The organism is uncultured Parvimonas sp., assembly GCF_963524015.1.
Lineage (GTDB): Bacteria > Bacillota > Clostridia > Tissierellales > Peptoniphilaceae > Parvimonas.
Genome location: NZ_CAURDT010000001.1, coordinates 311,394 through 332,873 on the forward strand (window position 1 = coordinate 311,394; position 21,480 = coordinate 332,873).

General features: G+C 30.1%; 36 protein-coding genes. All 36 read right to left on the reverse strand.

Translation table 11 applies throughout. The features are described 5' to 3' along the window. Positions 1-12: 12 nt before the first annotated feature. Entirely contained in the window at positions 13-651 is a 639-nt protein-coding gene (locus tag RWJ08_RS01385) for an O-methyltransferase (RefSeq protein WP_009372309.1), read from the reverse strand. After that, a complete protein-coding gene (locus RWJ08_RS01390; protein ID WP_004833572.1) occupies positions 651-974 on the reverse strand; it encodes a YlbF family regulator in 324 nt (107 codons plus the stop codon). The genes RWJ08_RS01385 and RWJ08_RS01390 overlap by 1 nt, the downstream gene beginning before the upstream one ends. An 8-nt stretch (positions 975-982) precedes the next feature. Next, complete coding sequence (locus tag RWJ08_RS01395; RefSeq protein ID WP_313960824.1) at positions 983-2,656, reverse strand: ribonuclease J; 1,674 nt, start codon at positions 2,654-2,656, stop codon at positions 983-985. A gap of 9 nt (positions 2,657-2,665) precedes the next feature. Continuing rightward, positions 2,666-3,109 carry a Fur family transcriptional regulator gene (locus RWJ08_RS01400; RefSeq protein ID WP_009372682.1) on the reverse strand — a complete coding sequence of 148 codons (444 nt, stop codon included), beginning with the start codon at positions 3,107-3,109 and terminating at the stop codon, positions 2,666-2,668. Between the two features lie 15 nt (positions 3,110-3,124). After that, positions 3,125-3,367 carry a DUF1292 domain-containing protein gene (locus tag RWJ08_RS01405; protein ID WP_313960825.1) on the reverse strand — a complete coding sequence of 81 codons (243 nt, stop codon included), beginning with the start codon at positions 3,365-3,367 and terminating at the stop codon, positions 3,125-3,127. A gap of 10 nt (positions 3,368-3,377) precedes the next feature. Continuing rightward, a complete protein-coding gene (gene ruvX, locus RWJ08_RS01410) occupies positions 3,378-3,803 on the reverse strand; it encodes a Holliday junction resolvase RuvX (RefSeq protein ID WP_293439869.1) in 426 nt (141 codons plus the stop codon). Between the two features lie 60 nt (positions 3,804-3,863). After that, on the reverse strand, positions 3,864-4,115 hold the full coding sequence (locus tag RWJ08_RS01415; RefSeq protein ID WP_009732730.1) for an IreB family regulatory phosphoprotein: 252 nt from the start codon (positions 4,113-4,115) through the stop codon (positions 3,864-3,866). 15 nt (positions 4,116-4,130) lie between these two features. Then, positions 4,131-6,737: an alanine--tRNA ligase gene (alaS, locus tag RWJ08_RS01420; protein ID WP_313960826.1), complete on the reverse strand. Its 2,607-nt coding sequence runs from the start codon at positions 6,735-6,737 to the stop codon at positions 4,131-4,133. A gap of 9 nt (positions 6,738-6,746) precedes the next feature. Then, on the reverse strand, positions 6,747-7,949 hold the full coding sequence (locus RWJ08_RS01425; protein ID WP_313960827.1) for an AI-2E family transporter: 1,203 nt from the start codon (positions 7,947-7,949) through the stop codon (positions 6,747-6,749). A gap of 11 nt (positions 7,950-7,960) precedes the next feature. Further along, positions 7,961-9,097 carry a cysteine desulfurase family protein gene (locus RWJ08_RS01430; protein WP_313960828.1) on the reverse strand — a complete coding sequence of 379 codons (1,137 nt, stop codon included), beginning with the start codon at positions 9,095-9,097 and terminating at the stop codon, positions 7,961-7,963. A 320-nt stretch (positions 9,098-9,417) separates the two neighbouring features. After that, entirely contained in the window at positions 9,418-9,762 is a 345-nt protein-coding gene (gene rplQ / locus RWJ08_RS01435) for a 50S ribosomal protein L17 (RefSeq protein WP_009372580.1), read from the reverse strand. Positions 9,763-9,779: 17 nt separating this feature from the next. Then, positions 9,780-10,721: a DNA-directed RNA polymerase subunit alpha gene (locus RWJ08_RS01440; RefSeq protein ID WP_313960829.1), complete on the reverse strand. Its 942-nt coding sequence runs from the start codon at positions 10,719-10,721 to the stop codon at positions 9,780-9,782. A 62-nt stretch (positions 10,722-10,783) separates the two neighbouring features. Then, positions 10,784-11,179 carry a 30S ribosomal protein S11 gene (gene rpsK / locus RWJ08_RS01445; protein ID WP_004833590.1) on the reverse strand — a complete coding sequence of 132 codons (396 nt, stop codon included), beginning with the start codon at positions 11,177-11,179 and terminating at the stop codon, positions 10,784-10,786. Between the two features lie 13 nt (positions 11,180-11,192). Continuing rightward, positions 11,193-11,561 (reverse strand): 30S ribosomal protein S13, encoded by a 369-nt coding sequence (rpsM, locus tag RWJ08_RS01450; protein WP_004833591.1) that lies wholly within the window; start codon positions 11,559-11,561, stop codon positions 11,193-11,195. Between the two features lie 23 nt (positions 11,562-11,584). Next, a complete protein-coding gene (gene rpmJ, locus RWJ08_RS01455; protein WP_004833592.1) occupies positions 11,585-11,698 on the reverse strand; it encodes a 50S ribosomal protein L36 in 114 nt (37 codons plus the stop codon). Between the two features lie 16 nt (positions 11,699-11,714). Beyond that, a complete protein-coding gene (gene infA / locus RWJ08_RS01460; RefSeq protein ID WP_004833593.1) occupies positions 11,715-11,933 on the reverse strand; it encodes a translation initiation factor IF-1 in 219 nt (72 codons plus the stop codon). A gap of 12 nt (positions 11,934-11,945) precedes the next feature. Beyond that, positions 11,946-12,227: a hypothetical protein gene (locus tag RWJ08_RS01465; RefSeq protein ID WP_009372611.1), complete on the reverse strand. Its 282-nt coding sequence runs from the start codon at positions 12,225-12,227 to the stop codon at positions 11,946-11,948. 26 nt (positions 12,228-12,253) lie between these two features. Continuing rightward, positions 12,254-12,895: an adenylate kinase gene (locus RWJ08_RS01470; RefSeq protein WP_009372458.1), complete on the reverse strand. Its 642-nt coding sequence runs from the start codon at positions 12,893-12,895 to the stop codon at positions 12,254-12,256. Positions 12,896-12,912: 17 nt separating this feature from the next. After that, positions 12,913-14,190, reverse strand: a complete 1,278-nt coding sequence (gene secY / locus RWJ08_RS01475) for a preprotein translocase subunit SecY (protein WP_009372363.1) — start codon at positions 14,188-14,190, stop codon at positions 12,913-12,915. Between the two features lies 1 nt (position 14,191). Then, positions 14,192-14,641: a 50S ribosomal protein L15 gene (rplO, locus tag RWJ08_RS01480; RefSeq protein ID WP_313960830.1), complete on the reverse strand. Its 450-nt coding sequence runs from the start codon at positions 14,639-14,641 to the stop codon at positions 14,192-14,194. Between the two features lie 13 nt (positions 14,642-14,654). Beyond that, positions 14,655-14,834 (reverse strand): 50S ribosomal protein L30, encoded by a 180-nt coding sequence (gene rpmD, locus RWJ08_RS01485; RefSeq protein WP_004833601.1) that lies wholly within the window; start codon positions 14,832-14,834, stop codon positions 14,655-14,657. Positions 14,835-14,848: 14 nt separating this feature from the next. Beyond that, positions 14,849-15,355: a 30S ribosomal protein S5 gene (gene rpsE, locus RWJ08_RS01490; protein WP_009372402.1), complete on the reverse strand. Its 507-nt coding sequence runs from the start codon at positions 15,353-15,355 to the stop codon at positions 14,849-14,851. 17 nt (positions 15,356-15,372) lie between these two features. Beyond that, entirely contained in the window at positions 15,373-15,738 is a 366-nt protein-coding gene (gene rplR, locus RWJ08_RS01495) for a 50S ribosomal protein L18 (RefSeq protein WP_009372294.1), read from the reverse strand. A 16-nt stretch (positions 15,739-15,754) separates the two neighbouring features. After that, positions 15,755-16,294: a 50S ribosomal protein L6 gene (rplF, locus tag RWJ08_RS01500; protein WP_009732759.1), complete on the reverse strand. Its 540-nt coding sequence runs from the start codon at positions 16,292-16,294 to the stop codon at positions 15,755-15,757. Positions 16,295-16,328: 34 nt separating this feature from the next. After that, entirely contained in the window at positions 16,329-16,724 is a 396-nt protein-coding gene (gene rpsH, locus RWJ08_RS01505; protein ID WP_004833608.1) for a 30S ribosomal protein S8, read from the reverse strand. Positions 16,725-16,748: 24 nt separating this feature from the next. Beyond that, positions 16,749-17,018 carry a 30S ribosomal protein S14 gene (gene rpsN / locus RWJ08_RS01510; protein ID WP_004833609.1) on the reverse strand — a complete coding sequence of 90 codons (270 nt, stop codon included), beginning with the start codon at positions 17,016-17,018 and terminating at the stop codon, positions 16,749-16,751. A 14-nt stretch (positions 17,019-17,032) separates the two neighbouring features. Continuing rightward, positions 17,033-17,575 (reverse strand): 50S ribosomal protein L5, encoded by a 543-nt coding sequence (gene rplE / locus RWJ08_RS01515; protein ID WP_009372736.1) that lies wholly within the window; start codon positions 17,573-17,575, stop codon positions 17,033-17,035. 19 nt (positions 17,576-17,594) lie between these two features. Beyond that, a complete protein-coding gene (gene rplX, locus RWJ08_RS01520; protein WP_009372618.1) occupies positions 17,595-17,906 on the reverse strand; it encodes a 50S ribosomal protein L24 in 312 nt (103 codons plus the stop codon). Between the two features lie 14 nt (positions 17,907-17,920). Then, the gene (rplN, locus tag RWJ08_RS01525) at positions 17,921-18,289 is read right to left on the reverse strand and encodes a 50S ribosomal protein L14 (protein WP_009372516.1); all 369 of its coding nucleotides are present in this window, start codon (positions 18,287-18,289) and stop codon (positions 17,921-17,923) included. 24 nt (positions 18,290-18,313) lie between these two features. Further along, positions 18,314-18,568: a 30S ribosomal protein S17 gene (gene rpsQ, locus RWJ08_RS01530; protein WP_004833613.1), complete on the reverse strand. Its 255-nt coding sequence runs from the start codon at positions 18,566-18,568 to the stop codon at positions 18,314-18,316. 6 nt (positions 18,569-18,574) lie between these two features. Then, positions 18,575-18,781, reverse strand: a complete 207-nt coding sequence (gene rpmC / locus RWJ08_RS01535; protein WP_004833614.1) for a 50S ribosomal protein L29 — start codon at positions 18,779-18,781, stop codon at positions 18,575-18,577. Further along, the gene (rplP, locus tag RWJ08_RS01540; protein ID WP_004833615.1) at positions 18,771-19,205 is read right to left on the reverse strand and encodes a 50S ribosomal protein L16; all 435 of its coding nucleotides are present in this window, start codon (positions 19,203-19,205) and stop codon (positions 18,771-18,773) included. Before rplP ends, rpmC begins: the two co-directional genes overlap by 11 nt. A gap of 23 nt (positions 19,206-19,228) precedes the next feature. Beyond that, positions 19,229-19,963 (reverse strand): 30S ribosomal protein S3, encoded by a 735-nt coding sequence (gene rpsC / locus RWJ08_RS01545; RefSeq protein WP_009372693.1) that lies wholly within the window; start codon positions 19,961-19,963, stop codon positions 19,229-19,231. 17 nt (positions 19,964-19,980) lie between these two features. Then, positions 19,981-20,313, reverse strand: coding sequence for a 50S ribosomal protein L22 (gene rplV, locus RWJ08_RS01550; protein WP_004833617.1), 333 nt, complete (start codon positions 20,311-20,313; stop codon positions 19,981-19,983). A 19-nt stretch (positions 20,314-20,332) separates the two neighbouring features. Next, entirely contained in the window at positions 20,333-20,617 is a 285-nt protein-coding gene (rpsS, locus tag RWJ08_RS01555; protein WP_009372520.1) for a 30S ribosomal protein S19, read from the reverse strand. Positions 20,618-20,633: 16 nt separating this feature from the next. Next, positions 20,634-21,467 (reverse strand): 50S ribosomal protein L2, encoded by an 834-nt coding sequence (gene rplB / locus RWJ08_RS01560; protein ID WP_029948886.1) that lies wholly within the window; start codon positions 21,465-21,467, stop codon positions 20,634-20,636. Between the last annotated feature and the right edge of the window lie 13 nt (positions 21,468-21,480).

Sequence of the window (21,480 nt, forward strand, 5' to 3'; positions counted from 1 at the left end):
TTTATATTTAGTCTATTTTTTATAACATATAGCCATACCATCGTCTATTGGTATTATAGTAGTTGAAAATTTATCACTATTCGTTATGATTTTCAAAAATTCTTTCAATCTTTTAACTATTGTATTTTTTCTTCTTATAATATTTTTCTCTTTTGCAACAAGACCTCTAAATAAAATATTATCAGAAACTAATATCCCCCCATGATTTAATCTTTCAATGGATTTTTCAAAAAAACTTATATATTGCCCTTTTGCTGCATCCATAAAAATCATATCATATTCGTCTGTAATAAAATCTAAAGCATCATTTGCATCGGCATATATAAGATCAATATTCTTTTCACAACCTGCTCTTTTTATAAACTCTTTAGCTTTTAAAAAATTTTTCTCATCAATCTCAATAGTTGTGATAATAGAATCAGGATAAGCTCTATTCATAATTATAGATGAATAGCCAATTGCTGTTCCAATCTCTAATATTCTTTTTGGCTTTTTTAACATTACCAAAAATTCTAAAAATCTGGCAACTTCTACTTCTATAATTGGTACTTTATTTATGTTAGCATATTCTTCGATTTCAATTAATATAGGCTCTTTACTTTGTTCTAAACTCCTGATATATTCAGAAACATAATTTGCAACTATTTCCATTATTCCGCTATTGTTTCTTCTAACATTTTTACAATATCATTCATTATAGTTGAAATTCTAACTTCAGCAGCCATAAATTCTGATATTTCAGAATTGCTCATCAAAATAGAATTCAATTCATTTAATTGCTTTTCTTTTTCAGCAACATCTTCTCCATTTTGTTTTGCAATTTGATAATCATATAATTTCTTATGAAAATCATCTATAATTTTTTTGTTTTCAGGATTTTCATCAATCTTTTTCTTTAATTTCTTAAATTCTTTAACTTCATCACAATTTTTAAAATCATTTGAAAAAGTTAAAATACTATTATATATATTCATAAAACCTCCTAAAGTTCAGTAATTATAGGAATAATCATTGGTCCTCTTTTTATTTCATGATAAATATAAGAATTTAAATCTTTTCTAATATTATATCTGATAGTTCCAATATCTGTTATAGAATCTTCCTTACAAATATTCAAGGTGTTTTCAACAACTTTTCTCATTTCAGAAACAAGATCTAAATTTTCTTTTACGTAGATAAATCCTCTTGAAACTATTTCAGGTCCTGAAATTATTTCTTTAGTAGATTTTTCAAGAACTACCATAACAATTATAATACCATCTTCAGATAGATGCTTTCTATCTCTTAGAACTGCACTACCTACATCTCCTACTCCAAGTCCGTCAACTAGTATATTTCCAGACTCAACTGTTCCTGATATAAATCCTTCTTGTTTATAATTAAATTCAAAAACAGTTCCATTTCGTCCTATTAAAATATTATCTTTTGGCATTCCCATTTCAACAGCTAATTTAGCATGAGTTTTTAGATGCCTTGATTCTCCATGAACTGGAATAAAGTACTTTGGTTTAACTAAAGTATGAATTAACTTCAATTCTTCCTGACAAGCATGGCCTGAAACATGAACCTCTGCTAGAGAAGAATGAATTACTTTAACTCCCATTTCAACAAGACGATTTACAAGACCAAAAAAGATTTTTTCATTTCCTGGAATAGGGGAAGCTGAAATTATTACAGTATCATTTTCTGTTAATACTAGTTTTCTATGTTCACCGTAAGCCATTCTATTTAATGCACTCATAGGCTCGCCTTGACTTCCAGTCATTAAAAGTACAATTTCAGATTCATCATACTTATTAATATCCTTTAAATCAATAAGAGTTCCTTTTTCTATCTCTAATTTATTAAGTTCAGTTGCAACTTTAATAACATTAACCATTGAACGACCTGACACCGCGACTTTTCTTTTAAATTTCTCTGCAGCTTTTATAATTTGTTGAACTCGATGTAAATTAGAAGCAAATGTTGCAACTATAATTCTTCCATGAGCCTTATTAAAAAGTTCTATAAAAGTTTCCCCTACTGAACTTTCGCTCATAGTATATCCTGGTCTTTCGACATTAGTACTATCTGCACATAGAAGCATGACTCCATCCATTCCCCATTGAGCTATACGATGTAAATCCATCTTATCTCCATCAATAGGCGTATAATCAATTTTGAAGTCTCCGGTAAAAATAATATTTCCGACTGGTGTTTTTATTCCAAAACTTACACTATCAGGAATACTATGACAAGCTCTTATAAATTCAACAGAAAAATGTTTAGTTTTTATCGTTTCACCTGCATTAACCAAATGCAAATTTTCTTTACTAAGATTATGTTCTTGTAATTTATTTTCAACAAGGCCTAAAGTTAATTTAGTTCCATAAACAGGTACATTTATTTTCTTCAATATATATGGGACTGATCCAATGTGATCTTCGTGTCCATGTGTCAAAAAAAGAGCTTTTACCCTATCAATATTTTTCATTAAATAGGTAATATCTGGAATTACAATATCTATTCCTGGCATATCGTCATCTGGAAAAGTCATCCCACAATCCAAGATGATAATTTCATCATCATATTCCAAAATAGACATATTTTTACCTATTTCACCAACTCCGCCTAAGGGTATCATCTTTAAAGTTTTCTTTTTGTTTTTTTGCACCACAATAATCTCCTACTTCTTTTCAAGATTTAAACAATCTGAACACTTTCCATAGAATTTTAAATCGTGGTTCATAATTTTAAATTTATACTTTTCTTCAATAATTTGTTCTAAAGTTTCTAAATAATCTTCTTCAACTTCAATTATTTTTCCACAATCTTTACATAAGAGATGATGATGTTGATGTTTGTCATCTTCTCTTATAATTTCATATCTATATCTTTTATCATCAAAATCCAATTTATGAACTATATTCATCTTATCAAAAATAACAAGTGTACGATAAACTGTAGCAATTCCTAAATCTTTATCATATTTGCTAGCTATTTCATGTAATTCTTCTGGACTTAAATGATTACCTTTGTTTTCATTAAGGACATTAAAAACAATTTCTCTTTGCTTAGTAATCTTGTAGTTGTTTTCAACTAACAACTTCTTCATTTCTTTTACTTCCATAACTATTCTCCTTTTCTAAATTTTTTCTTTTTCTGACTTTAATTCCTCATAAACTTCAATCGCATCGGAAAGTTCTTCATCACCAATACCTTCTAAATTAATATTTCCATCCTTATCATATATAATTCTTAAAATATATGTACTAATATCATCTTTTGAATTTAAAACTGCATATTCACAATCATTCATACCAAAAGTATCAATTAATTCAAAAATAATTTTTTTCCCATTTTCATCAAAAGCTTCAAAACGCTCCAAAATATCACTCCTATTTTTTATCCAAATATGATTGTAAAATATATGTAGCAGCTACTTTGTCTATTACTTTTTTTCGCTTCTTTCTACTCATATTTCCTTCAATCAAAATTCTTTCTGCACTTACAGTTGTGAGTCTTTCATCTTGCATAATAATTTCTGTATTAAAAGAATTTTCTTTTAAAAATTCTTTTAAAGATTCGACAAAAGATAGAACCTTCTCTCCCTGTGGACCAATAGTATTATTCATATTTTTAGGAAGTCCAATAATAATTTTAATAATATTTTGTTTAATTATTATATCTTTTAAAATATCAAAATCTTTTTCAATACTTTCTCTAAAAATTGTACTATGTCCTTCTGCCATAATAAACAAAGGATCACTAATAGCAACACCAATTGTTCTATCACCCACATCTAAAGCCATATATCTATTCATAAATACCCCTTTTTTTCATTATGTAAAAGCCCCGGCAAAAAATTTTTGCCGGGAATAGTATTAATCTTTTATATAATTTTCAAGAAATTCTTCAAGTATCTCATCTCTACTAACTTGTCTAATTAAACCTCTAGCATTATTATAACTAGTAATATAAGTAGGATCCCCTGAAAGAATATATCCTATAATTTGATTTTTTGGATTATATCCCTTACTTTCTAGTGCACAATACACTATTTTTATAATTTCTCTAATACTTTTCTTATCAGTTGGTATTTCAATTCTCATTGTTTCATTGAATTCGTTTGACATATAATCCCTCCTATTTTAAAATTGAGATTTTAAAATCTCCTCAGCTTGCCCTAAAGCAAAATCAACTTTACTTAAGTCTTTACCTCCTGCTGATGCGATATCCGGTCTACCGCCACCGTTACCGCCAACAAGTTTAGCGACTTCTTTAACAATATTTCCAGCATTAATTTTTCTTGCATTCAAATCTTTACTTACTCCAACTGTAAAAGTAAGTTTTCCTTGATAAACATTAGCAAACACTATTACACTTGTACCCAATTTATCTCTTAATTTATCAATTAAATCTCTTAAGTCATTTTGATTTTCAAATTCTACTTTTTTAGCTATAAAAGAAATACCTTCTATATCTTTCTTTTCAGCAATAAAAGCATCTAAACTATTCAAAGTCATTTGAGATTTAATTTCTTTAAGTTCTTTTTCTAATGACTTTATGTCATCAGTAAGAGAAGCCACTTTAGAAACTAACTCTGACTTTTTACACTTTAACACATTTGAAACTTCTTCGATTTGATTTTCAGTCTTCTTTAGGTACTCGTAAACACTTCTTCCTGTAATAGCTTCAATTCTTCTAACTCCTGCAGCAACACTTGATTCTGAAATTATTTTAAACATCTGAATTTCACTAACATTTTTTACATGAGTACCACCACAAAGTTCTATTGACCAACCACCAAATGAGACTACTCTTACTACATCCTTATATTTGTCTTCAAATAGTCCAATAGCTCCCATTTTTGATGATTCTTCTAATGACATTTCTTCTACAATTGTATTAAGATTTAAAGCTATCTTATCATTTACAATCTGCTCTACTCTTTTTAAATCTTCAGTACTTATAGCTTCAAAATGAGTAATATCAAATCTTAATTTATTTGCATCTACTAAAGAACCTGCTTGATTAATGTGATTACCTAAAACTTCAATTAAAGCTTGATGTAAAAGATGTGTTGCAGAATGGTTTTTCATAATATCACGTCTATTATTTACATCAATTCTAAATGTTAATTCATCATTTAGCTTAACTTCTCCACAAATTACCTCAACACTATGAAATATTCCATTATTTTTATTTTTCTTAGTATCTAAAACTTTAAGTTCACAGTTTTCACCAACAATAATTCCTATATCTCCAACTTGTCCTCCACCTTCGCCATAGAAAACAGTTTTATCAGAAACTAGAAGAGCTTTATCTCCTAGACTTAAAGTTGAAACTTCTACTTCATCTTTAAATAATTTTATTACTTTTCCAACACATTCATTTTCAGTATAACCTAAAAATTCTGTTGCTTCTAATGCTTTTAAATAATCAGTATTCTTTTCACTCCAACCTGCTGATGAAATATTTCTACCCTCTCTGGCTCTAATCTTTTGATCTTGCATATTTTTATTAAAAGCCTCTTCATCAACTGACATTTTTTCTTCTTCTAAAATTTCCTTTGTCAAATCTAAAGGAAATCCATAAGTATCATACAATTTAAAAGCTTTCTCTCCAGATAGAATCTTTGAATTTTTTGATTTTTCATCTTCTATATAAGAATTTAAAATACCTAAACCTTGTTCTATTGTTTCTTGAAATTTAGATTCTTCAGCATTTAAAATCTTAAAAATTCTTTCACTATCTTCCAATAATTCAGGATACTCCGTATTATATGCTTCCATAACAACTTTTGAAACATCTACTAAGAAATTATCCTTAATTCCCAACAATTTGCCATGTCTTGCTGCACGTCTTATTAGTCTTCTTAAAACATAACCTCTTTGTTCATTACTAGGAATTACACCATCATATATTAAAAATGTCATAGCTCTAGCATGATCGGCTATTACTCTTATAGAAATATCAGAGATTTCATTTAATTTATATTGAACACCTGATATTTCTTCTATTTTCTTTATTATAGTATCTACTAAGCCTATTTCAAATATATTATCTTTTTCTTCTAAAACCAAAGTAAGTCTTTCAAGTCCCATACCTGTATCAATATTTGGATGCTCTAATCTATGGTAATTTCCATCTTTATCTTTATTAAATTGAGTAAAAACTAAATTCCAAATTTCCATAAATCTATCATCAGGATTAGTATATTTTTCTCCTCTATCATACATTATTTCAGAGCAAGGACCACAAGGGCCAACTTCTAATTCCCAAAAGTTATCTTCTTTTCCAAGTCTTTGAATTTTTTCTGCTGGAAGTCCAACTTCATTTCTCCAAATATTATAAGCTTCATCATCTTCTTCATAAACAGTTACTGATAATAAATTTTTATCCATTTCTAGTTTTTCAGTAAGAAATTCCCAAGCCCATGTTATAGCTTCTCTTTTAAAATAATCTCCAAAAGAAAAATTCCCTAACATTTCAAAAAAAGTTCCATGTCTTTGAGTTTTTCCTACATTATCTATATCTGCTGTTCTAATACATTTTTGACTAGAAGTAGCTCTATTTTTACTCATTTTTTTTACTCCAGTAAAATAATCTTTTAATGGAGCCATTCCAGCATTTATAAGTAAAAGACTTTTATCATTGTTTGGTATTAAAGGATAACTTTTTAAACGCAAATGTCCTTTACTTTCAAAAAATTCTAAATATTCTTCTCTTATTTCATTTAATCCTAGTTTTCTCATATATCCCTCTTAATCATTAATTTTATCTTTGTATAAATATTTTTTTACATATGGCTTTGTATGTTTATAAATTATCTTTATAACCGCTGCAACTGGTACAGAGAAAATCATACCAAAAACTCCAAACATTCCGCCGCCTATTATTAATAGTATCAAAACTATTAGTGGATGCATTCCTGTACTATCTCCCAGTATTTTTGGCCCCAAAATATTATTTTCAAGCCATTGAACAAAACAAAATAGAACAGCAACCCAGAAAGCAGTAAAAGGTCCTTTAAATAATGCTAGTAGAACCGCAGGTACAAAGCCTAAAAATGGTCCAATATATGGAATAATATCTGCTACACATGTTATAACACCTATTACAAAGGAAAACTCAATTCCAAATGCCATAAGATATATCATAGTAGCTACTCCTACAAATATAGCCATTATAATTCTGCCCCTTACAAACATAGACAGCGATTCATCTATTTCTCTCCAAATTTTAACCAAAAAGTTTTCATACCTATCAGGAACATTTTTGCTTATAACATCTAAAATTTTATCTTTTTCAAGCAACAAATAAAATGTTATTACAGGAATTAAAATTAATTGAATAACAACTCCTATAAAACTTGAAATTCCAGCTACCATTCCTGTAATCCATGTTGCAGAGTATGACAATAATGTATTGGCAATCTTTACTAGTTGTCCATTAATTCCAGTTATAAATTCACTAATAAACGGTGCATCTGTAAATAAATCTTGTCTAATTCTATCACTATAATCTACAAAATTTTTAACCATATCAGGCAATGAAAATAATAAATGTTTAAACTGTCTAAATGTACTTGGAAAAATTCCAATTGCTAAAACAAAAATTGCTAATGCAATTATAATATAAATAAGTATTATAGCATATAATCTTTTTATATTTTTTCTCTCCAAAAATTTCATAAATGGATTTAAAATATAAGCAATTATCACGGATGCTATAAAAGTAAATAATGTTATCCTTAAAATTGGATAAGTCTTAAATAAAAAGCATATTATAAATGCAATTAAAATATACAGTAATATTCTTATAATTTTTAATTTATTAAATCTTATTTTATCATCATCTTCTAACTTTCTATTAGAAAATTGAATAAATACATATATTCCAACTATTAATAAAACAGAAATCAGTATTTTTATAGTAATATTTAAAACAGAATCAAAATTTAACATATTACCTCCACCTAATTAATTATTTCTTTTAAAGCTATAATAAATTCATCTATTTCCCCAAAAGTATTATTCTCTCCAAAGCTTATTCTTATAGCACTATTCTTTAATTCTTCACCAATATCCATTGCTGTTAAAACATGAGAATTTTCAACAGATCCGCTGCTACATGCAGAACCACCTGAAATACATATTCCTTTAAAATCCATAGACATAATAATCATTTCTTTATCTATTCCTAAAAAAGAGATATTTATATTTCCAGAAGATCTATTTTCTATAGAACCATTAATTTTATAGTTTTCAAAATTTTCTTTTATTTTCTTCAAAAAATAATTTCTTAATGCAAATCTCTTAGAAACATTCTCTTCTCTTTTAATTCTTAAAATATCAATAGCTTTCGAAAAACCAACTATCCCAGCAACATTTTCAGTTCCTGCTCGCCTTGATCGTTCTTGACTCCCTCCAAAGATAAAATTTTCAATATCTGTTCCTGATTTTATATATAAAGCGCCTATTCCCTTTGGAGCATGAACCTTATGGCCAGAAATAGAAAGCAAATCAACATTCAAATCTTTAACATCAATTTCAAGTTCAGATAAAGCTTGAACTGCATCTGTATGAAAAACTATATTTGAATTTTTTTCCTTTACAAAACTACAAATTGTTTTTATATCTTGAATAGTTCCAACTTCATTATTAACATACATAACAGATACTAAAATTGTATCTTCTCTTATTGCATCCACAATATCTTTTTTATCTATAAAACCTTCTTTATCGGGATTAATAAAAGTAACATCAAAACCTCTATTTTCTAAAAATTTTGCAGTTTCTATGATTGCAGAGTGTTCAAAGGCTGTTAATATAATATGACCATTTTTTCTTCCCTTAAACAAAGTAAGTCCCATAAGGGCCCAATTATCTGCTTCTGTCCCTCCAGATGTAAAAAATAACTCATTTTTTTCGGCATTTATGTAATTGGAAATATTCTCTCTTGACTTTTCAATAGCAACTCTAGATTTTTGTGAAAATTCATAAAGAGAAGAAGGATTAGAATAATTAAAAATCAAAAACTTCTTCATTTCATTAAAAATTTCTTCATTTAAACTTGTAGTCGCGAAATTATCAAAATAAATAATATTACTCATATACATAAAACTCCATTTTTTAAAAATACATTACCATAATTATACTCCAAAATGCTATAAATTACAAGAAAACATAATAAAAAGTACAAAAATAATAGTAATTACTCATTTTAAAAATCAAATTATTGTATTTATTATTTTATCAATTAGCTTGTTTAGTTTAAGAAAAAAATTTCCTAATATTCTATAAAATATACTCTAACGAATCTATAATAATCTTATAAAAAATCTTTCATTCTATTTTTTATACAAAAAAGGCACTGATTAATCAGTGCCTTTAGTAAAATTTTATTAAAATCTAATATTAGCCTTTAAGCAAATTATTTTACTAATTCTAAAATCGCCATTTCAGCTGCGTCCCCTTGTCTAGGTCCTAGCTTTAATATTCTTGTATATCCACCATTTCTTTCTTTATAAAGTGGAGCAATTTCTTCGAATAGCTTATGAACTGTTTCAGTCTTGTAAATATAAGCTAAAGCTTGTCTTCTTGCATGAAGATCGCCTTTTTTCCCAAGAGTTATCATTTTTTCAGCTACTCTTCTAGTTTCCTTTGCTCTTGTCAACGTAGTTTCAATCTTACCATTTTCAATAAGAGATTGAACTTGATTTCTAAGCATTGCATCTCTATGATCAGCTCTACGTCCAAGTTTTCTTAAATTAGCCAAAGTACTACCTCCTCTTTTTATTCTTCATCTAAAAATTTTAAACCTAATTCATGTATTTTATCTACTACTTCTTCTACAGATTTCTTACCAAAGTTTTTAATCTTCTTTAGTTGTTCTATATCTTGTGAAATAATATCTTTAACTGTATCAAGATTTGCTCTTTTCAAACAGTTAAAACTTCTAAGGGATAAATCTAATTCTTCAACACTCTTAGATAAAACACTATTAGCGTCTAAATTTTTACCATCTTTTATACTTGAATTATCAAGGTTAATGTCTGGTAGTGATCTAAATAGACTTAAGTAATCTATAAAAATTCCAGCACCTGTTGAAAGAGCTTCTTGTGGAGTAATAGTTCCATTTGTCCAAACTTCAATTTCAAGTTTGTCAAAATCTATACTTTGTCCAACTCTAGTATTTCCTACCATAAAGTTTACTTTCTTTACAGGAGAAAAAGAAGAATCAACTGCTATTGAATTAATATCGCAATATTCTTTATTCAAGTCGCTAACTCTATAGCCCTTACCATTTAAGACTAATAAATCCATACGGATTTCTCCCTCTTCATTAAGAGTTGTTATATAATGATCTTTATTAGCTATTTCAACATTTTGATTTTCAGAAATATCTCCAGCTGTTACAACTTTTGGTCCTTTAACATTTAATTCTAAAATTACCGGTTCATCATTAAATTTCTTTAATGCAATTCCCTTAATATTAATTAAAATTTCTGGAACATCAGCTATTGAACCCTTAATAGTAGTAAACTCATGTCCAACACCATCAATTTTAACAGTTGCTATGGCAGAACCAGGAAGAGATCCTAAAAGTACTCTTCTCATTGAATTCCCTAATGTAGTACCATATCCTCTATCAAGAGGCATAATAGCAAATTTACCATAGTTTTTTTCAAGATCTATATCTAAAACTTCAATATTTGTATTTAAATCTTCTGTCATAGACTTTATCCTCCTTAGTCTAATTCATATTGAAACTTTTAAATACCTTTAAAAGTTTACAATTACACTCTTCTTCTCTTTGGTGGTCTACAACCATTATGTGGAATTGGAGTAACATCCTTAATTAAACTAACTTCAAGTCCAGTAGCTTGCAATGATCTGATAGCAGCTTCTCTACCTGATCCAGGTCCTTTAACATAAACTTCTACAACTTTTAGTCCATGTTCCATAGCTTTTTTTGCAGCTTCTTCAGCAGCTTGTTGTGCAGCAAATGGAGTAGATTTTCTTGATCCTCTAAAACCTAATTGTCCAGCACTTGCCCAAGAAATTACATTACCGTTTAAATCACTAAGAGTTACCATAGTGTTATTAAATGAAGAAACGATATGAGCTTGTCCTTTTTCAATATTTTTACGCTCTCTTCTTTTAACACGAGCTTTTTGTTTCTTAATTGCCAATTAAATCCCCTCCTTATTTACCTTTTTTTGTACCAGAAACTTTCTTTGGACCTTTTCTAGTTCTGGCATTATTTTTAGTATTTTGTCCTCTTACAGGTAAACCTCTTCTATGTCTGATTCCTCTGTAACAGTTAATTTCTCTTAATCTCTTAATATTCATAGCGATTTCTCTACGTAAATCACCTTCAACAAGATATTTATCTATTTCAGCTCTTATTAAAGCAACTTCAGCTTCAGTTAAATCTTTAACTCTTGTATCTGGGTTGATTCCAGCATTTCTAAGAATATCATTTGAAGTCTTTCTACCTATACCATAGATATAAGTCAAACCTATTTCTACCCTTTTTTCTCTTGGTAAGTCGACACCTACAATTCTTGCCACTGTTACCTACACCTCCATCTTCATTAACCTTGTTTTTGTTTGTGCTTTGGATTTTCACAAATCACCATTACTCTACCTTTTCTTCTGATGATTTTACATTTTTCGCACATTTTTTTCACTGATGGTCTTACTTTCATTTAAGTCCCTCCTATGCTACTTGTTTCGCCAAGTTATTCTTCCTTTTGTTAAATCATAAGGTGATAGTTCAACTAATACCTTATCTCCAGGAAGAATTCTTATATAATTCATTCTTAATTTTCCTGATATATGAGCTGTTATTTCATGACCATTTGCAAGTTTAACCTTGAATATAGTATTTGGCATAGCATCAATAACAGTTCCTTCAACTTCTATAACATCCTTTTTGGACATTTAAAGAACCTCCTATTTTTCTACATTATCCTGTATATATGATTTTAATAATTTTCTCAAATTAGAATCATTAAATGATAATGGATTCAAACTAAAATCTTTAAGCACGTCATTATAAATTTGCAAATGCTTTGACTTTTTAAGTTTAGGTTTAGAAAGAGGTCTGTTACTACCATTAGCAACTTTTACTAATGATGAACTAATTACCTCAACTATGATCATTACTTCGCCCTTGTCACGGCCCTTAAGTGATTTTACAACCTGACCTACTTTAAAATCAAAATTTAGATCCATAGTATACTCTCCAAAATGTTAGACATTTAAGAAAGAGACTCCTTAATTTGTGAAAAGACATCCTCAATAGACAAAGTACCATCAACAGTTAAAATCAATCCTAAATTCTTGTAAAAATCAATTAGTGGAAAAGTCTGCTTTTCATATACTTCTATACGATCTAATACAGTTTTTTCATTATCATCCGCTCTTTGAATAACTTCTCCTGAGCACTTATCACAAACTCCATCTTTTAATGTTGGTTTATTATCTACATGATAAGTTTCTCCACAGTTTTTACAAACTCTTCTTCCAGAAAGTCTTTTTACTAAAATATTTTTATCAACATCAATGTTTATAACCTTATCTAGTTTAAGACCTCTTTCTTCTAAGCCTTTTTGTAAAGCTTCTGCTTGATTAATTGTTCTTGGAAAACCATCTAGTAAAAATCCTTTTTTACAGTCATCCTTTGATAATCTGTCCCAAACTAAATCAATAGTAAGTTCATCAGGTACTAATTGACCTTTATCTAAATATGACTTTACTTTTTTTCCAAGTTCTGTTTCATTTTTAATATTATGTCTAAAAATATCTCCTGTTGAAATATGAGTTATACCATATTCCGCAACGATACTTGACGCTTGAGTTCCCTTTCCTGCCCCAGGGGGTCCTAACAAAATTAGTCTCATATTTTATCTCCTATAAACTATTTATTCAAAAAACCTTTATAGTGTCTCATTAACATCATAGATTCTATTTGTTTCATTGTTTCAATTACAACACCAACTATAATTATAGCTGATGTTCCACCAAAATTAATTTTCATTCCACTTAAACGTGAAATAACTATTGGTGCTGAAGCAATTAATGCTAGTATAATAGAACCTGAGAAAGTAATTCTATTTGATATTTTTTGTAAATATTCTCCGGTAGGTTTGCCAGGTCTGATTCCTGGAATAAATCCACCATATTGTTGTAAATTTTTTGCGTATTCAACAGTATTAAATTGAATTGATGAATAAAAGAATCCAAACAATATAATCAACATAAAATTCAATATTGAATATACATAAACACCAACTGAACCTTCAACTGTTAAGTATGAACTAATCCAACTTGGAGTCCCACCAGAAAATAATAATGAAAGAGTTTGTGGCATAGCTAATAAAGATGATGCAAAGATTACTGGCATTACACCACTCATATTAACTTTTACAGGAATATGAGTAGCTTGTCCCCCATACATCTTCCTTCCAACAACCTTCTTAGCATATTGAACTGTGATTTTTCTTTCACCTTCATTTATAAGTACAACAATTACAACTATTGCAATAGCAGCAAGTACAACACCTATTATTGTTAAAATTCCAACTGTTCCAGTCGCAATTCCATAAATAAATGTTCCTACTTGTGTTGGTAAATTAGAAACAATACCAAGGAAGATAATAATTGAAATACCATTACCAATTCCTTTTTCAGTAATCATTTCGCCTAACCAAACTAAGAACATAGAACCTGCTAATAAAGATGTAATAATCAATGCTGATTGAATATATCCTTTAGCAACTATTGCTTTTGCAAATAATCCATTTGCTATTGCCATAGCTTCAAATATTCCAAGTATTACTGCGCCTATCTTAGTATATTTTGCAACTTTTTTTCTACCCATTTCACCATCTCTGGCAATTTCGCCAAGTCTTGGGAATGCAATAGTAAGAAGTTGAACAACTATTGATGCAGTAATGTATGGATAAATACTTAGAGCAAAAACGCTCATTTGTTTTAAACTACCACCGGCAAGTAAATCTAACAAATTTACTAAACCTCCAGCATTACTACTCATGAGTTTATTAACAACTGTTTTATCCATAAATGGAATTGGAATAATATTCCCAAGTCTATAAACAACAATCATCAATAGTGTAAAAATCATTTTACTTCTGATTTCTTTTATTCTCCACGCATTTGATAGAGTCTTGAACATATTAGATCACCTCTACCTTTCCTCCAGTGCTTTCTATTTTTTCGACAGCACTCTTAGTAAATTTACTGCAAGATACAGTTAATCTTTTAGTTAATTCTCCATTACCTAATATTTTAACACCATCTTTTGCCTTAGCTTTTTTAGCTAAATTAACTTCAAATATTAATTCTTCAGTAACTTCTGTACCATCTTCAAAAATATTTAATTGTTCTACATTAACTTCTGCATACTGTTTAGCAAAAATATTTGTAAAACCTCTTTTTGGAAGTCTTCTAAATAGGGGCATTTGTCCACCTTCAAATCCAGGTCTTACTCCACCACCTGATCTTGAATTTTGACCGTCACGTCCTTTACCACCATATTTACCAAGTCCAGAACCGTAACCTCTACCAAGTCTTTTTCTTGCTTTTGAGCCTCCACCTTCAGCAGGTCTTAAATCATGTAACTTCACGCTTTATACCTCCTTAAATTTCTTCAACTTCAAGCATAAAACTAATTTGATTGATCATCCCTCTAATTGATGGAGTGTCCTCTTTAACAACTGTTTGACCAACTTTTTTTAAACCTAAAGCTTCAACATTTTTAACATGTTTTTCTATTCTACCAATTTTACTCTTTTTAAGTGTTATTTTGAGCTTTGCCATTTTAAAAGCCCTCCTTAACCTAATATTTCTTCTACGGATTTTCCTCTTAATCTAGCTATATCTTCAGCTCTCTTAAGATTCTTTAATCCTTCCATAGTTGCATTAACTATATTTCTAGCATTAGTAGTTCCCAAAGATTTACTTCTTACATCTTTGATTCCTGCAAGTTCACAAACCGCACGAACAGGACCACCAGCGATAACTCCAGTACCAGCTCCAGCAGGTTTTAATAAAACTCTACCAGCTCCAAAAACTCCTACAATTTCATGAGGAATTGAAGTATTTACAAGAGGCACTTTAATCACATGCTTTTTAGCGTCTTGAACACCTTTTCTTATGGCTTCAGGAACTTCAAGTGCTTTACCAATACCAACACCAACATGTCCATTTCCGTCTCCAACTACTACAAGAGCGCTAAATCTAAAGTTTCTACCACCTTTTACTACTTTAGTAACACGGTTGATGGCAACTACTCTTTCTTCTAATTCTAATCCTTCTACTTCTTTAATTAAAAGTTCCATTAATTACCCTCCTGATACTAAAATTTAAGTCCAGCTTCTCTGGCACCATCAGCTAATTCTTTAACTTTACCATGATATAAATATCCGCTTCTATCAAAAACTACTTCTGTAATGCCTTTTTCAATAGCTTTTTTTCCAATTGCAAGACCAACAGCTTTAGCAGCTTCTTTATTTGATTTTGATTCTAATGAAGCTAATTCTTTATCCAAAGTTGAAGCTGAAACTAAAGTTATACCTTTAGTATCGTCTATAATTTGAGCATATATATTAGTATTACTTCTATACAAATTTAATCTTGGTTTTTCAGGAGTTCCAGAAACTTTTTTTCTTACTCTAGCATGTCTTGCTTTTCTATTTTCATTCTTGTTAATTTGCTTTAACATTAAATTTCACTCCTTTCTATTTACCAGTCTTACCAACTTTACGTCTGATATATTCTCCTTCATATCTAACACCCTTACCCTTATAAGGTTCTGGTCTTCTATAAGAACGAATATTAGCTGCAAAGTTTCCAAGTTGTTGTTTATCAATACCATTAATCACAATTTTTGTTGGTTCAGGAACTTCAACAGTAATACCTTCTGGATCCATTACTTCAATTGGATGAGAATATCCTAAATTTAAAGTTAATTTCTTTCCAGATTTTGCTGCTCTATATCCAGTTCCTTCAATAATCAAAGTTTTAGTAAATCCCTTTGAAACACCATCAATCATGTTCGCAAGTAATGTTCTTGTTAGACCATGAAGTGATTTATGTCTTTTTATTTCAGAAGGACGTTCTATATTTATTGTATTTCCTTCCATTTTTATGTTCATTTCTCTGCTTAATTGTTGAGTTAATTTCCCTTTAGGTCCTTTTACTTCAACATAGTTTTCGTCTCCTAAGATTACCTCAACTCCAGCAGGAATAACAATTGGTTTTAATCCAATTCTTGACATTGGTTTACCTCCTTAGTTTTATTCCTTAAACATGTTACCAAACGTAACAAAGAACCTCTCCACCAATACCTTCTTTTCTAGCAACCTTATCAGTTACAACTCCTTTTGATGTTGAGATAATAGCAATTCCAAGTCCTCCTAAAACTTTAGGAATTTCATGGCTTCTAGCATAAACTCTTAAACCTGGTTTTGAAATTCTCTTAAGTCCTGAAATAACTTTTTCATTGTTCTTTCCATATTTTAAGTCAACTGTGATGATTCCTTGTTTGTCATCTTCAATTACATTATATCCTTCAATAAAACCTTCATCTAATAAAATCTGTACAAGATTTTTCTTCATTTTTGATGCAGGTATTTCAACAGATGAATGTCTTGCGTTATTACCATTTCTAATTCTTGTAAGCATATCTGCTATAGGATCAGTCATCATATAAGCTTCCTCCTTTATCTAATATTACCAACTAGCCTTTTTAACGCCAGGAATTTCTCCCTTGTAAGCTAATTCACGGAATACAATACGGCTGATTCCATATTTTCCAATGTATCCATGAGGACGTCCAGTTATTTTACAACGGTTGTGTAAACGTGTTGGAGAAGCATTTCTTGGTAATTTGCTTAATCCAACATAGTCCCCTTTGGCTTTTAATTCTGCACGTTTTGCAGCATATTTTTCAACTAACTTTTGACGTTTTAATTCACGTTGTACCATTGATTTTTTAGCCATTAAATTTCCTCCTACTACTTTTTAAAAGGCATTCCTAATAGCTCTAAAAGTGCTTTTGACTCTTCATCAGTCTTAGCAGTAGTAACTATTATAATATCCATTCCTCTTATTTGATCAATCATATCATATACGATTTCTGGGAATATTAATTGTTCTTTTATACCTAATGCATAATTTCCTCTACCATCAAAGCTTGAAGCACTAACACCTCTAAAGTCTCTTACACGTGGAAGAGCGATGTTAACTAATCTATCTAGAAAATCATACATTTTTTCTCCTCTAAGAGTTACTTTAGTACCTATCTTCATACCTTCTCTTAGTTTGAAGTTTGCAATTGATTTTTTAGCAGTAGTTATTACAGGTTTTTGACCTGAAATAATTTCCAAGTCTCTTAAAGCGCTTTCTAAAACTTTTGGATTATCTTTAGCTGAACCTAAACCAATATTGATAACAATCTTATTTAGTTTAGGAACCTCCATAATATTTTTATATTTAAAACGTTCCATTAAAGCAGAAACTATTTCTTCTTTATATTTAACTTGCATTCTGGAAGTCACTTAAGATTCCTCCTTTCAACTATTTATCTATTTTTGAACCACTTTTTTTACTGATTCTAACTTTCTTATCTCCTTCAAGAGTGTAACCAATTCTAGAAGGTTTATTAACTTTAGGATCAAGGTACATTACATTTGAAACATCAATACTTCCCTCAATTTTAATTAAGCCAGATTCATCTTTAGGATTTCTAGCCTTTTTATGTTTAGTTTGAATATTTACTCCTTGAACTATTACTCTATTTTCTTTTACTAAAGTTTTAAGTACTTTTCCAGTTTTTCCTTTATCTTTTCCTGCAATTACAATAACAGTATCTCCAGATTTTATTTTCATTCTAACACCTCCTATTATAATACTTCAGGTGCAAGAGATATAATTTTCATAAAGTTACCAGCTCTTAGCTCTCTTGTAACTGATCCGAAAATTCTTGTACCAACTGGGTTCTTATCATCTTTTATAATTACTGCTGCATTATCATCAAATCTAATGTAGCTGCCATCATTTCTCTTTATACTATTTGTTGTTCTAACAATTACCGCTTTTACAACGTCACTTTTCTTAACAACTCCACCTGGTGTAGCACTTTTAACAGTACAAACTACTATATCGCCAACTTTTGCATATTTCTTATTAGTACCACCAAGTACTCTGATAACAAGAAGTTCTTTAGCGCCAGAGTTGTCAGCAACTTTTAAACGACTTTCTGTTTGAATCATACGATACTCCTTTCCAGATGAAAATTATTTTACTCTTTCAAGTATCTCAACAAGTCTCCATCTCTTTTCTCTTGAAAGAGGTCTTGTTTCCATAATTTTAACTCTATCACCAATTAAACATTCATTATTTTCATCATGTGCTTTAAATTTTGTAGTTTTTTTCATTTGTTTTTTATAAAGTGGGTGAGAAACAAAAGTTGCAACTTCTACAACAATAGTCTTATCCATTTTATTAGAAACTACATTTCCTATTATGACTTTTCTACTATTTCTTTCCATATAGTATTAAGCCTCCTTTCCAGCATTAAGCTCACGTTCTCTGATAATAGTCTTAACACGAGCTATATCTTTTTTAATGCCACCAATTCTCATAGGATTCTCTAATTGTCCAGTGGCTAATTGAAAACGTAAATTAAATAATTCAACTTTTAAATCTTTTAATTTTGCTTGTAAATCACTATCATTCATTTGGCGAATTTCTTTAATTTTCATTAGCTTCACCTTCCTTCATCTCACGAGTTATAAATTTAGTCTTTACAGGTAGTTTGTGAGCAGCAAGTCTCATAGCTTCTCTAGCTACATCAACAGGCACACCACTCATTTCAAATAATACTCTACCTGGTTTAACAACTGCTACCCAGTATTCAGGAGCTCCTTTACCAGAACCCATTCTTACTTCAGCAGGCTTTTTAGTAACAGGCTTATCAGGGAATACTTTAATCCAGATCTTACCGCCTCTTTTTATATATCTTGTCATCGCACGTCTTGCAGATTCAATTTGGTTTGCAGTCATCCAGCAAGGTTCTAATGCTTGAATTGCATAATCTCCATAAGAAATTGTATTTCCCCTTAGAGCTTTACCAGTCATTCTGCCTCTATGAACTCTACGATATTTTACTCTCTTAGGCATTAACATAGACTCTTTCCTCCTTCCAGTAACTAAGCTTCTTTCTTAGCACCAGTTTTATTAAATCTTTTCTTATTGTCTTTCTTGTTTCTTCTATCTTTTTTTGCAGGTTTTTCTTCTATAACTGCAGCTTTCATTCCTGGAAGAACTTCTCCTTTATATAACCAAACTTTTACTCCTAATTTTCCATAAGTTGTATCAGCTTCAGCAAATCCATATTCTATGTCTGCTCTTAAAGTTTGTAGAGGAATTGTTCCTTCAGAATATCCTTCAGTTCTAGCCATATCAGCTCCACCAAGTCTACCAGAAACAGCGGTTTTAATACCTTTTGCTCCTGCTTTTAATGATCTTTGCATAGCTTGTTTCATAGCACGTCTAAAAGATACACGTCTTTCTAATTGTCCAGCAATGTTTTCAGCAACTAATTGAGCACTTAAATCAGGTCTCTTAACTTCTTCAACATTAACAATTACTTTTTTACCAGTTAATTTTTCAATTTTAACTCTTAATTCTTCAACACCAGCACCTGATTTTCCAATTACCATTCCAGGTTTAGCAGTAAAAACTGTTACCTTTACTCTATTTGCTGATCTTTCTATTTCAACTTTAGGTACTCCTGAAAGAGCTACCTCTTTCTTAACAAGTTTACGAATATTGTGGTCTTCTACTAATAAATCACCAAATTCTTTTTTATTGGCAAACCATCTTGAGTCCCAATCTTTTATTATTCCAACTCTTAACCCATGAGGATTAACTTTTTGACCCATTTTTTATCCTCCTTATACTATCTTTCTGCTACCGTTACACCAATATGACTTGATCTTTTCAAAATTGGGTAAGCTGAACCTTTAGCCTTTGGTCTCCATCTTTTCATAACTGGAGCATCATTTGCATAAGCTTCTAATACATAAAGGTCTTTTCTATCTAAATTATGATTATTTTCTGCATTAGCAACAGCTGATTTTAATACCTTTTCTAATAATCTAGCACCCGCTTTAGGAGTGAATCTTAGAATAGATAAAGCTTCATCTACATGCTTTCCTCTTATTTCTCTACAAATAAAGTTTACTTTAAGAGGTGAAATTCTTTGATATTTTGCAATTGCTTTAGCTTGCATGCTATCTCCTCCTTATCTATTATCTTACTTTACTATTTTTTTCATTTTTTCCAACATGACCCTTGTAAGTTCTAGTTAAAACGAACTCTCCAAGTTTATGTCCTACCATATCATCAGTAATGTATATTGGTAAGTGCTTTCTTCCGTCATGAACAGCTATAGTATGTCCAACAAATTGTGGAAAAATTGTACTTCTTCTTGACCAAGTTTTTACAACTTTTTTTTCATCTGCACTATTTAATGCATCTATTTTCTTTAAAAGATGATCATCACAAAATGGTCCTTTTTTAAGAGATCTACCCATTTGTTTTCCTCCTTAATTAGTTTTTAGTTCTTCTTCTTACTATGAACTTATTAGACTTTTTATTTTTCTTTCTAGTCTTAAGTCCTAAAGCTGGTTTACCCCAAGGAGTTGAAGGTGCTGGACGTCCAACAGGAGTTCTACCTTCGCCACCACCATGAGGGTGATCTACTGGGTTCATCGCTGATCCTCTAACATGCGGTCTCTTACCCATATGTCTTGATCTTCCTGCTTTACCGATAGTTATAAGTTCATGACTTAAATTTCCAACTTGACCAACTGTAGCTCTACATTCTAAATGAATTAATCTAAATTCACCTGAAGGTAATCTCAATTGTGCAAATCTTCCTTCTTTACCCATTAACTGAGCTTCAGAACCTGCACTTCTTACAAGTTGTCCACCTTTTCCTGGTTTTAACTCAATATTATGAACATTTGTACCAACTGGAATATCTTTTAATTTTAATGCATTACCAATCACGATATCTGCATTTTCACCTGATTCTATTTTATCTCCAACCTTTAATCCTTCTGGAGCTAAGATATATCTCTTTTCTCCATCTAGATAATGAATTAATGCTATATTAGCAGTTCTATTTGGATCATATTCTATAGAAGCAACTTTTCCTGGTACTCCATCTTTATTTCTTTTAAAATCTATTATTCTATACTTTCTTTTAGCACCGCCACCTCTGTGTCTAACGGTAACTCTACCTAATGAATTTCTTCCGCCTGATTTTGATAAAGAAACTAATAAAGACTTTTCAGGTTTTGTCTTAGTTATTTCATCAAAAGTTAAAACGCTCATTCCACGTACACCAGCAGAAGTTGGTTTATACTTTCTAATAGCCATTAATATTACCTCC

What these genes read in the sequence shown, in the direction of transcription:
- RWJ08_RS01385 (WP_009372309.1), bottom strand. Translation starts at nt 651, where the DNA reads ATGGAAATAGTTGCAAATTATGTTTCTGAATATATCAGGAGTTTAGAA.
- RWJ08_RS01390 (WP_004833572.1), bottom strand. Translation starts at nt 974, where the DNA reads ATGAATATATATAATAGTATTTTAACTTTTTCAAATGATTTTAAAAAT.
- RWJ08_RS01400 (WP_009372682.1), bottom strand. Translation starts at nt 3,109, where the DNA reads ATGGAAGTAAAAGAAATGAAGAAGTTGTTAGTTGAAAACAACTACAAG.
- ruvX (WP_293439869.1), bottom strand. Translation starts at nt 3,803, where the DNA reads ATGAATAGATATATGGCTTTAGATGTGGGTGATAGAACAATTGGTGTT.
- RWJ08_RS01415 (WP_009732730.1), bottom strand. Translation starts at nt 4,115, where the DNA reads ATGTCAAACGAATTCAATGAAACAATGAGAATTGAAATACCAACTGAT.
- alaS (WP_313960826.1), bottom strand. Translation starts at nt 6,737, where the DNA reads ATGAGAAAACTAGGATTAAATGAAATAAGAGAAGAATATTTAGAATTT.
- RWJ08_RS01425 (WP_313960827.1), bottom strand. Translation starts at nt 7,949, where the DNA reads ATGTTAAATTTTGATTCTGTTTTAAATATTACTATAAAAATACTGATT.
- RWJ08_RS01430 (WP_313960828.1), bottom strand. Translation starts at nt 9,097, where the DNA reads ATGAGTAATATTATTTATTTTGATAATTTCGCGACTACAAGTTTAAAT.
- RWJ08_RS01440 (WP_313960829.1), bottom strand. Translation starts at nt 10,721, where the DNA reads ATGACAGAAGATTTAAATACAAATATTGAAGTTTTAGATATAGATCTT.
- rpmJ (WP_004833592.1), bottom strand. Translation starts at nt 11,698, where the DNA reads ATGAAAGTAAGACCATCAGTGAAAAAAATGTGCGAAAAATGTAAAATC.
- infA (WP_004833593.1), bottom strand. Translation starts at nt 11,933, where the DNA reads ATGTCCAAAAAGGATGTTATAGAAGTTGAAGGAACTGTTATTGATGCT.
- RWJ08_RS01465 (WP_009372611.1), bottom strand. Translation starts at nt 12,227, where the DNA reads ATGGATCTAAATTTTGATTTTAAAGTAGGTCAGGTTGTAAAATCACTT.
- RWJ08_RS01470 (WP_009372458.1), bottom strand. Translation starts at nt 12,895, where the DNA reads ATGAGACTAATTTTGTTAGGACCCCCTGGGGCAGGAAAGGGAACTCAA.
- secY (WP_009372363.1), bottom strand. Translation starts at nt 14,190, where the DNA reads ATGTTCAAGACTCTATCAAATGCGTGGAGAATAAAAGAAATCAGAAGT.
- rpmD (WP_004833601.1), bottom strand. Translation starts at nt 14,834, where the DNA reads ATGGCAAAGCTCAAAATAACACTTAAAAAGAGTAAAATTGGTAGAATA.
- rpsE (WP_009372402.1), bottom strand. Translation starts at nt 15,355, where the DNA reads ATGGAACTTTTAATTAAAGAAGTAGAAGGATTAGAATTAGAAGAAAGA.
- rplR (WP_009372294.1), bottom strand. Translation starts at nt 15,738, where the DNA reads ATGTTAAAGCAAATTAACAAGAATGAAAATAGAAAAGCAAGACATGCT.
- rplF (WP_009732759.1), bottom strand. Translation starts at nt 16,294, where the DNA reads ATGTCAAGAATTGGATTAAAACCAATTGTTATTCCTGCTGGAGTTGAG.
- rpsH (WP_004833608.1), bottom strand. Translation starts at nt 16,724, where the DNA reads ATGATGACTGATCCTATAGCAGATATGCTTACAAGAATTAGAAATGGT.
- rpsN (WP_004833609.1), bottom strand. Translation starts at nt 17,018, where the DNA reads ATGGCTAAAAAATCAATGGTACAACGTGAATTAAAACGTCAAAAGTTA.
- rplX (WP_009372618.1), bottom strand. Translation starts at nt 17,906, where the DNA reads ATGAAAATAAAATCTGGAGATACTGTTATTGTAATTGCAGGAAAAGAT.
- rplN (WP_009372516.1), bottom strand. Translation starts at nt 18,289, where the DNA reads ATGATTCAAACAGAAAGTCGTTTAAAAGTTGCTGACAACTCTGGCGCT.
- rpsQ (WP_004833613.1), bottom strand. Translation starts at nt 18,568, where the DNA reads ATGGAAAGAAATAGTAGAAAAGTCATAATAGGAAATGTAGTTTCTAAT.
- rpmC (WP_004833614.1), bottom strand. Translation starts at nt 18,781, where the DNA reads ATGAAAATTAAAGAAATTCGCCAAATGAATGATAGTGATTTACAAGCA.
- rplP (WP_004833615.1), bottom strand. Translation starts at nt 19,205, where the DNA reads ATGTTAATGCCTAAGAGAGTAAAATATCGTAGAGTTCATAGAGGCAGA.
- rpsC (WP_009372693.1), bottom strand. Translation starts at nt 19,963, where the DNA reads ATGGGTCAAAAAGTTAATCCTCATGGGTTAAGAGTTGGAATAATAAAA.
- rplV (WP_004833617.1), bottom strand. Translation starts at nt 20,313, where the DNA reads ATGCAAGCTAAAGCAATTGCAAAATATCAAAGAATTTCACCTCTTAAA.
- rpsS (WP_009372520.1), bottom strand. Translation starts at nt 20,617, where the DNA reads ATGGGTAGATCTCTTAAAAAAGGACCATTTTGTGATGATCATCTTTTA.
- rplB (WP_029948886.1), bottom strand. Translation starts at nt 21,467, where the DNA reads ATGGCTATTAGAAAGTATAAACCAACTTCTGCTGGTGTACGTGGAATG.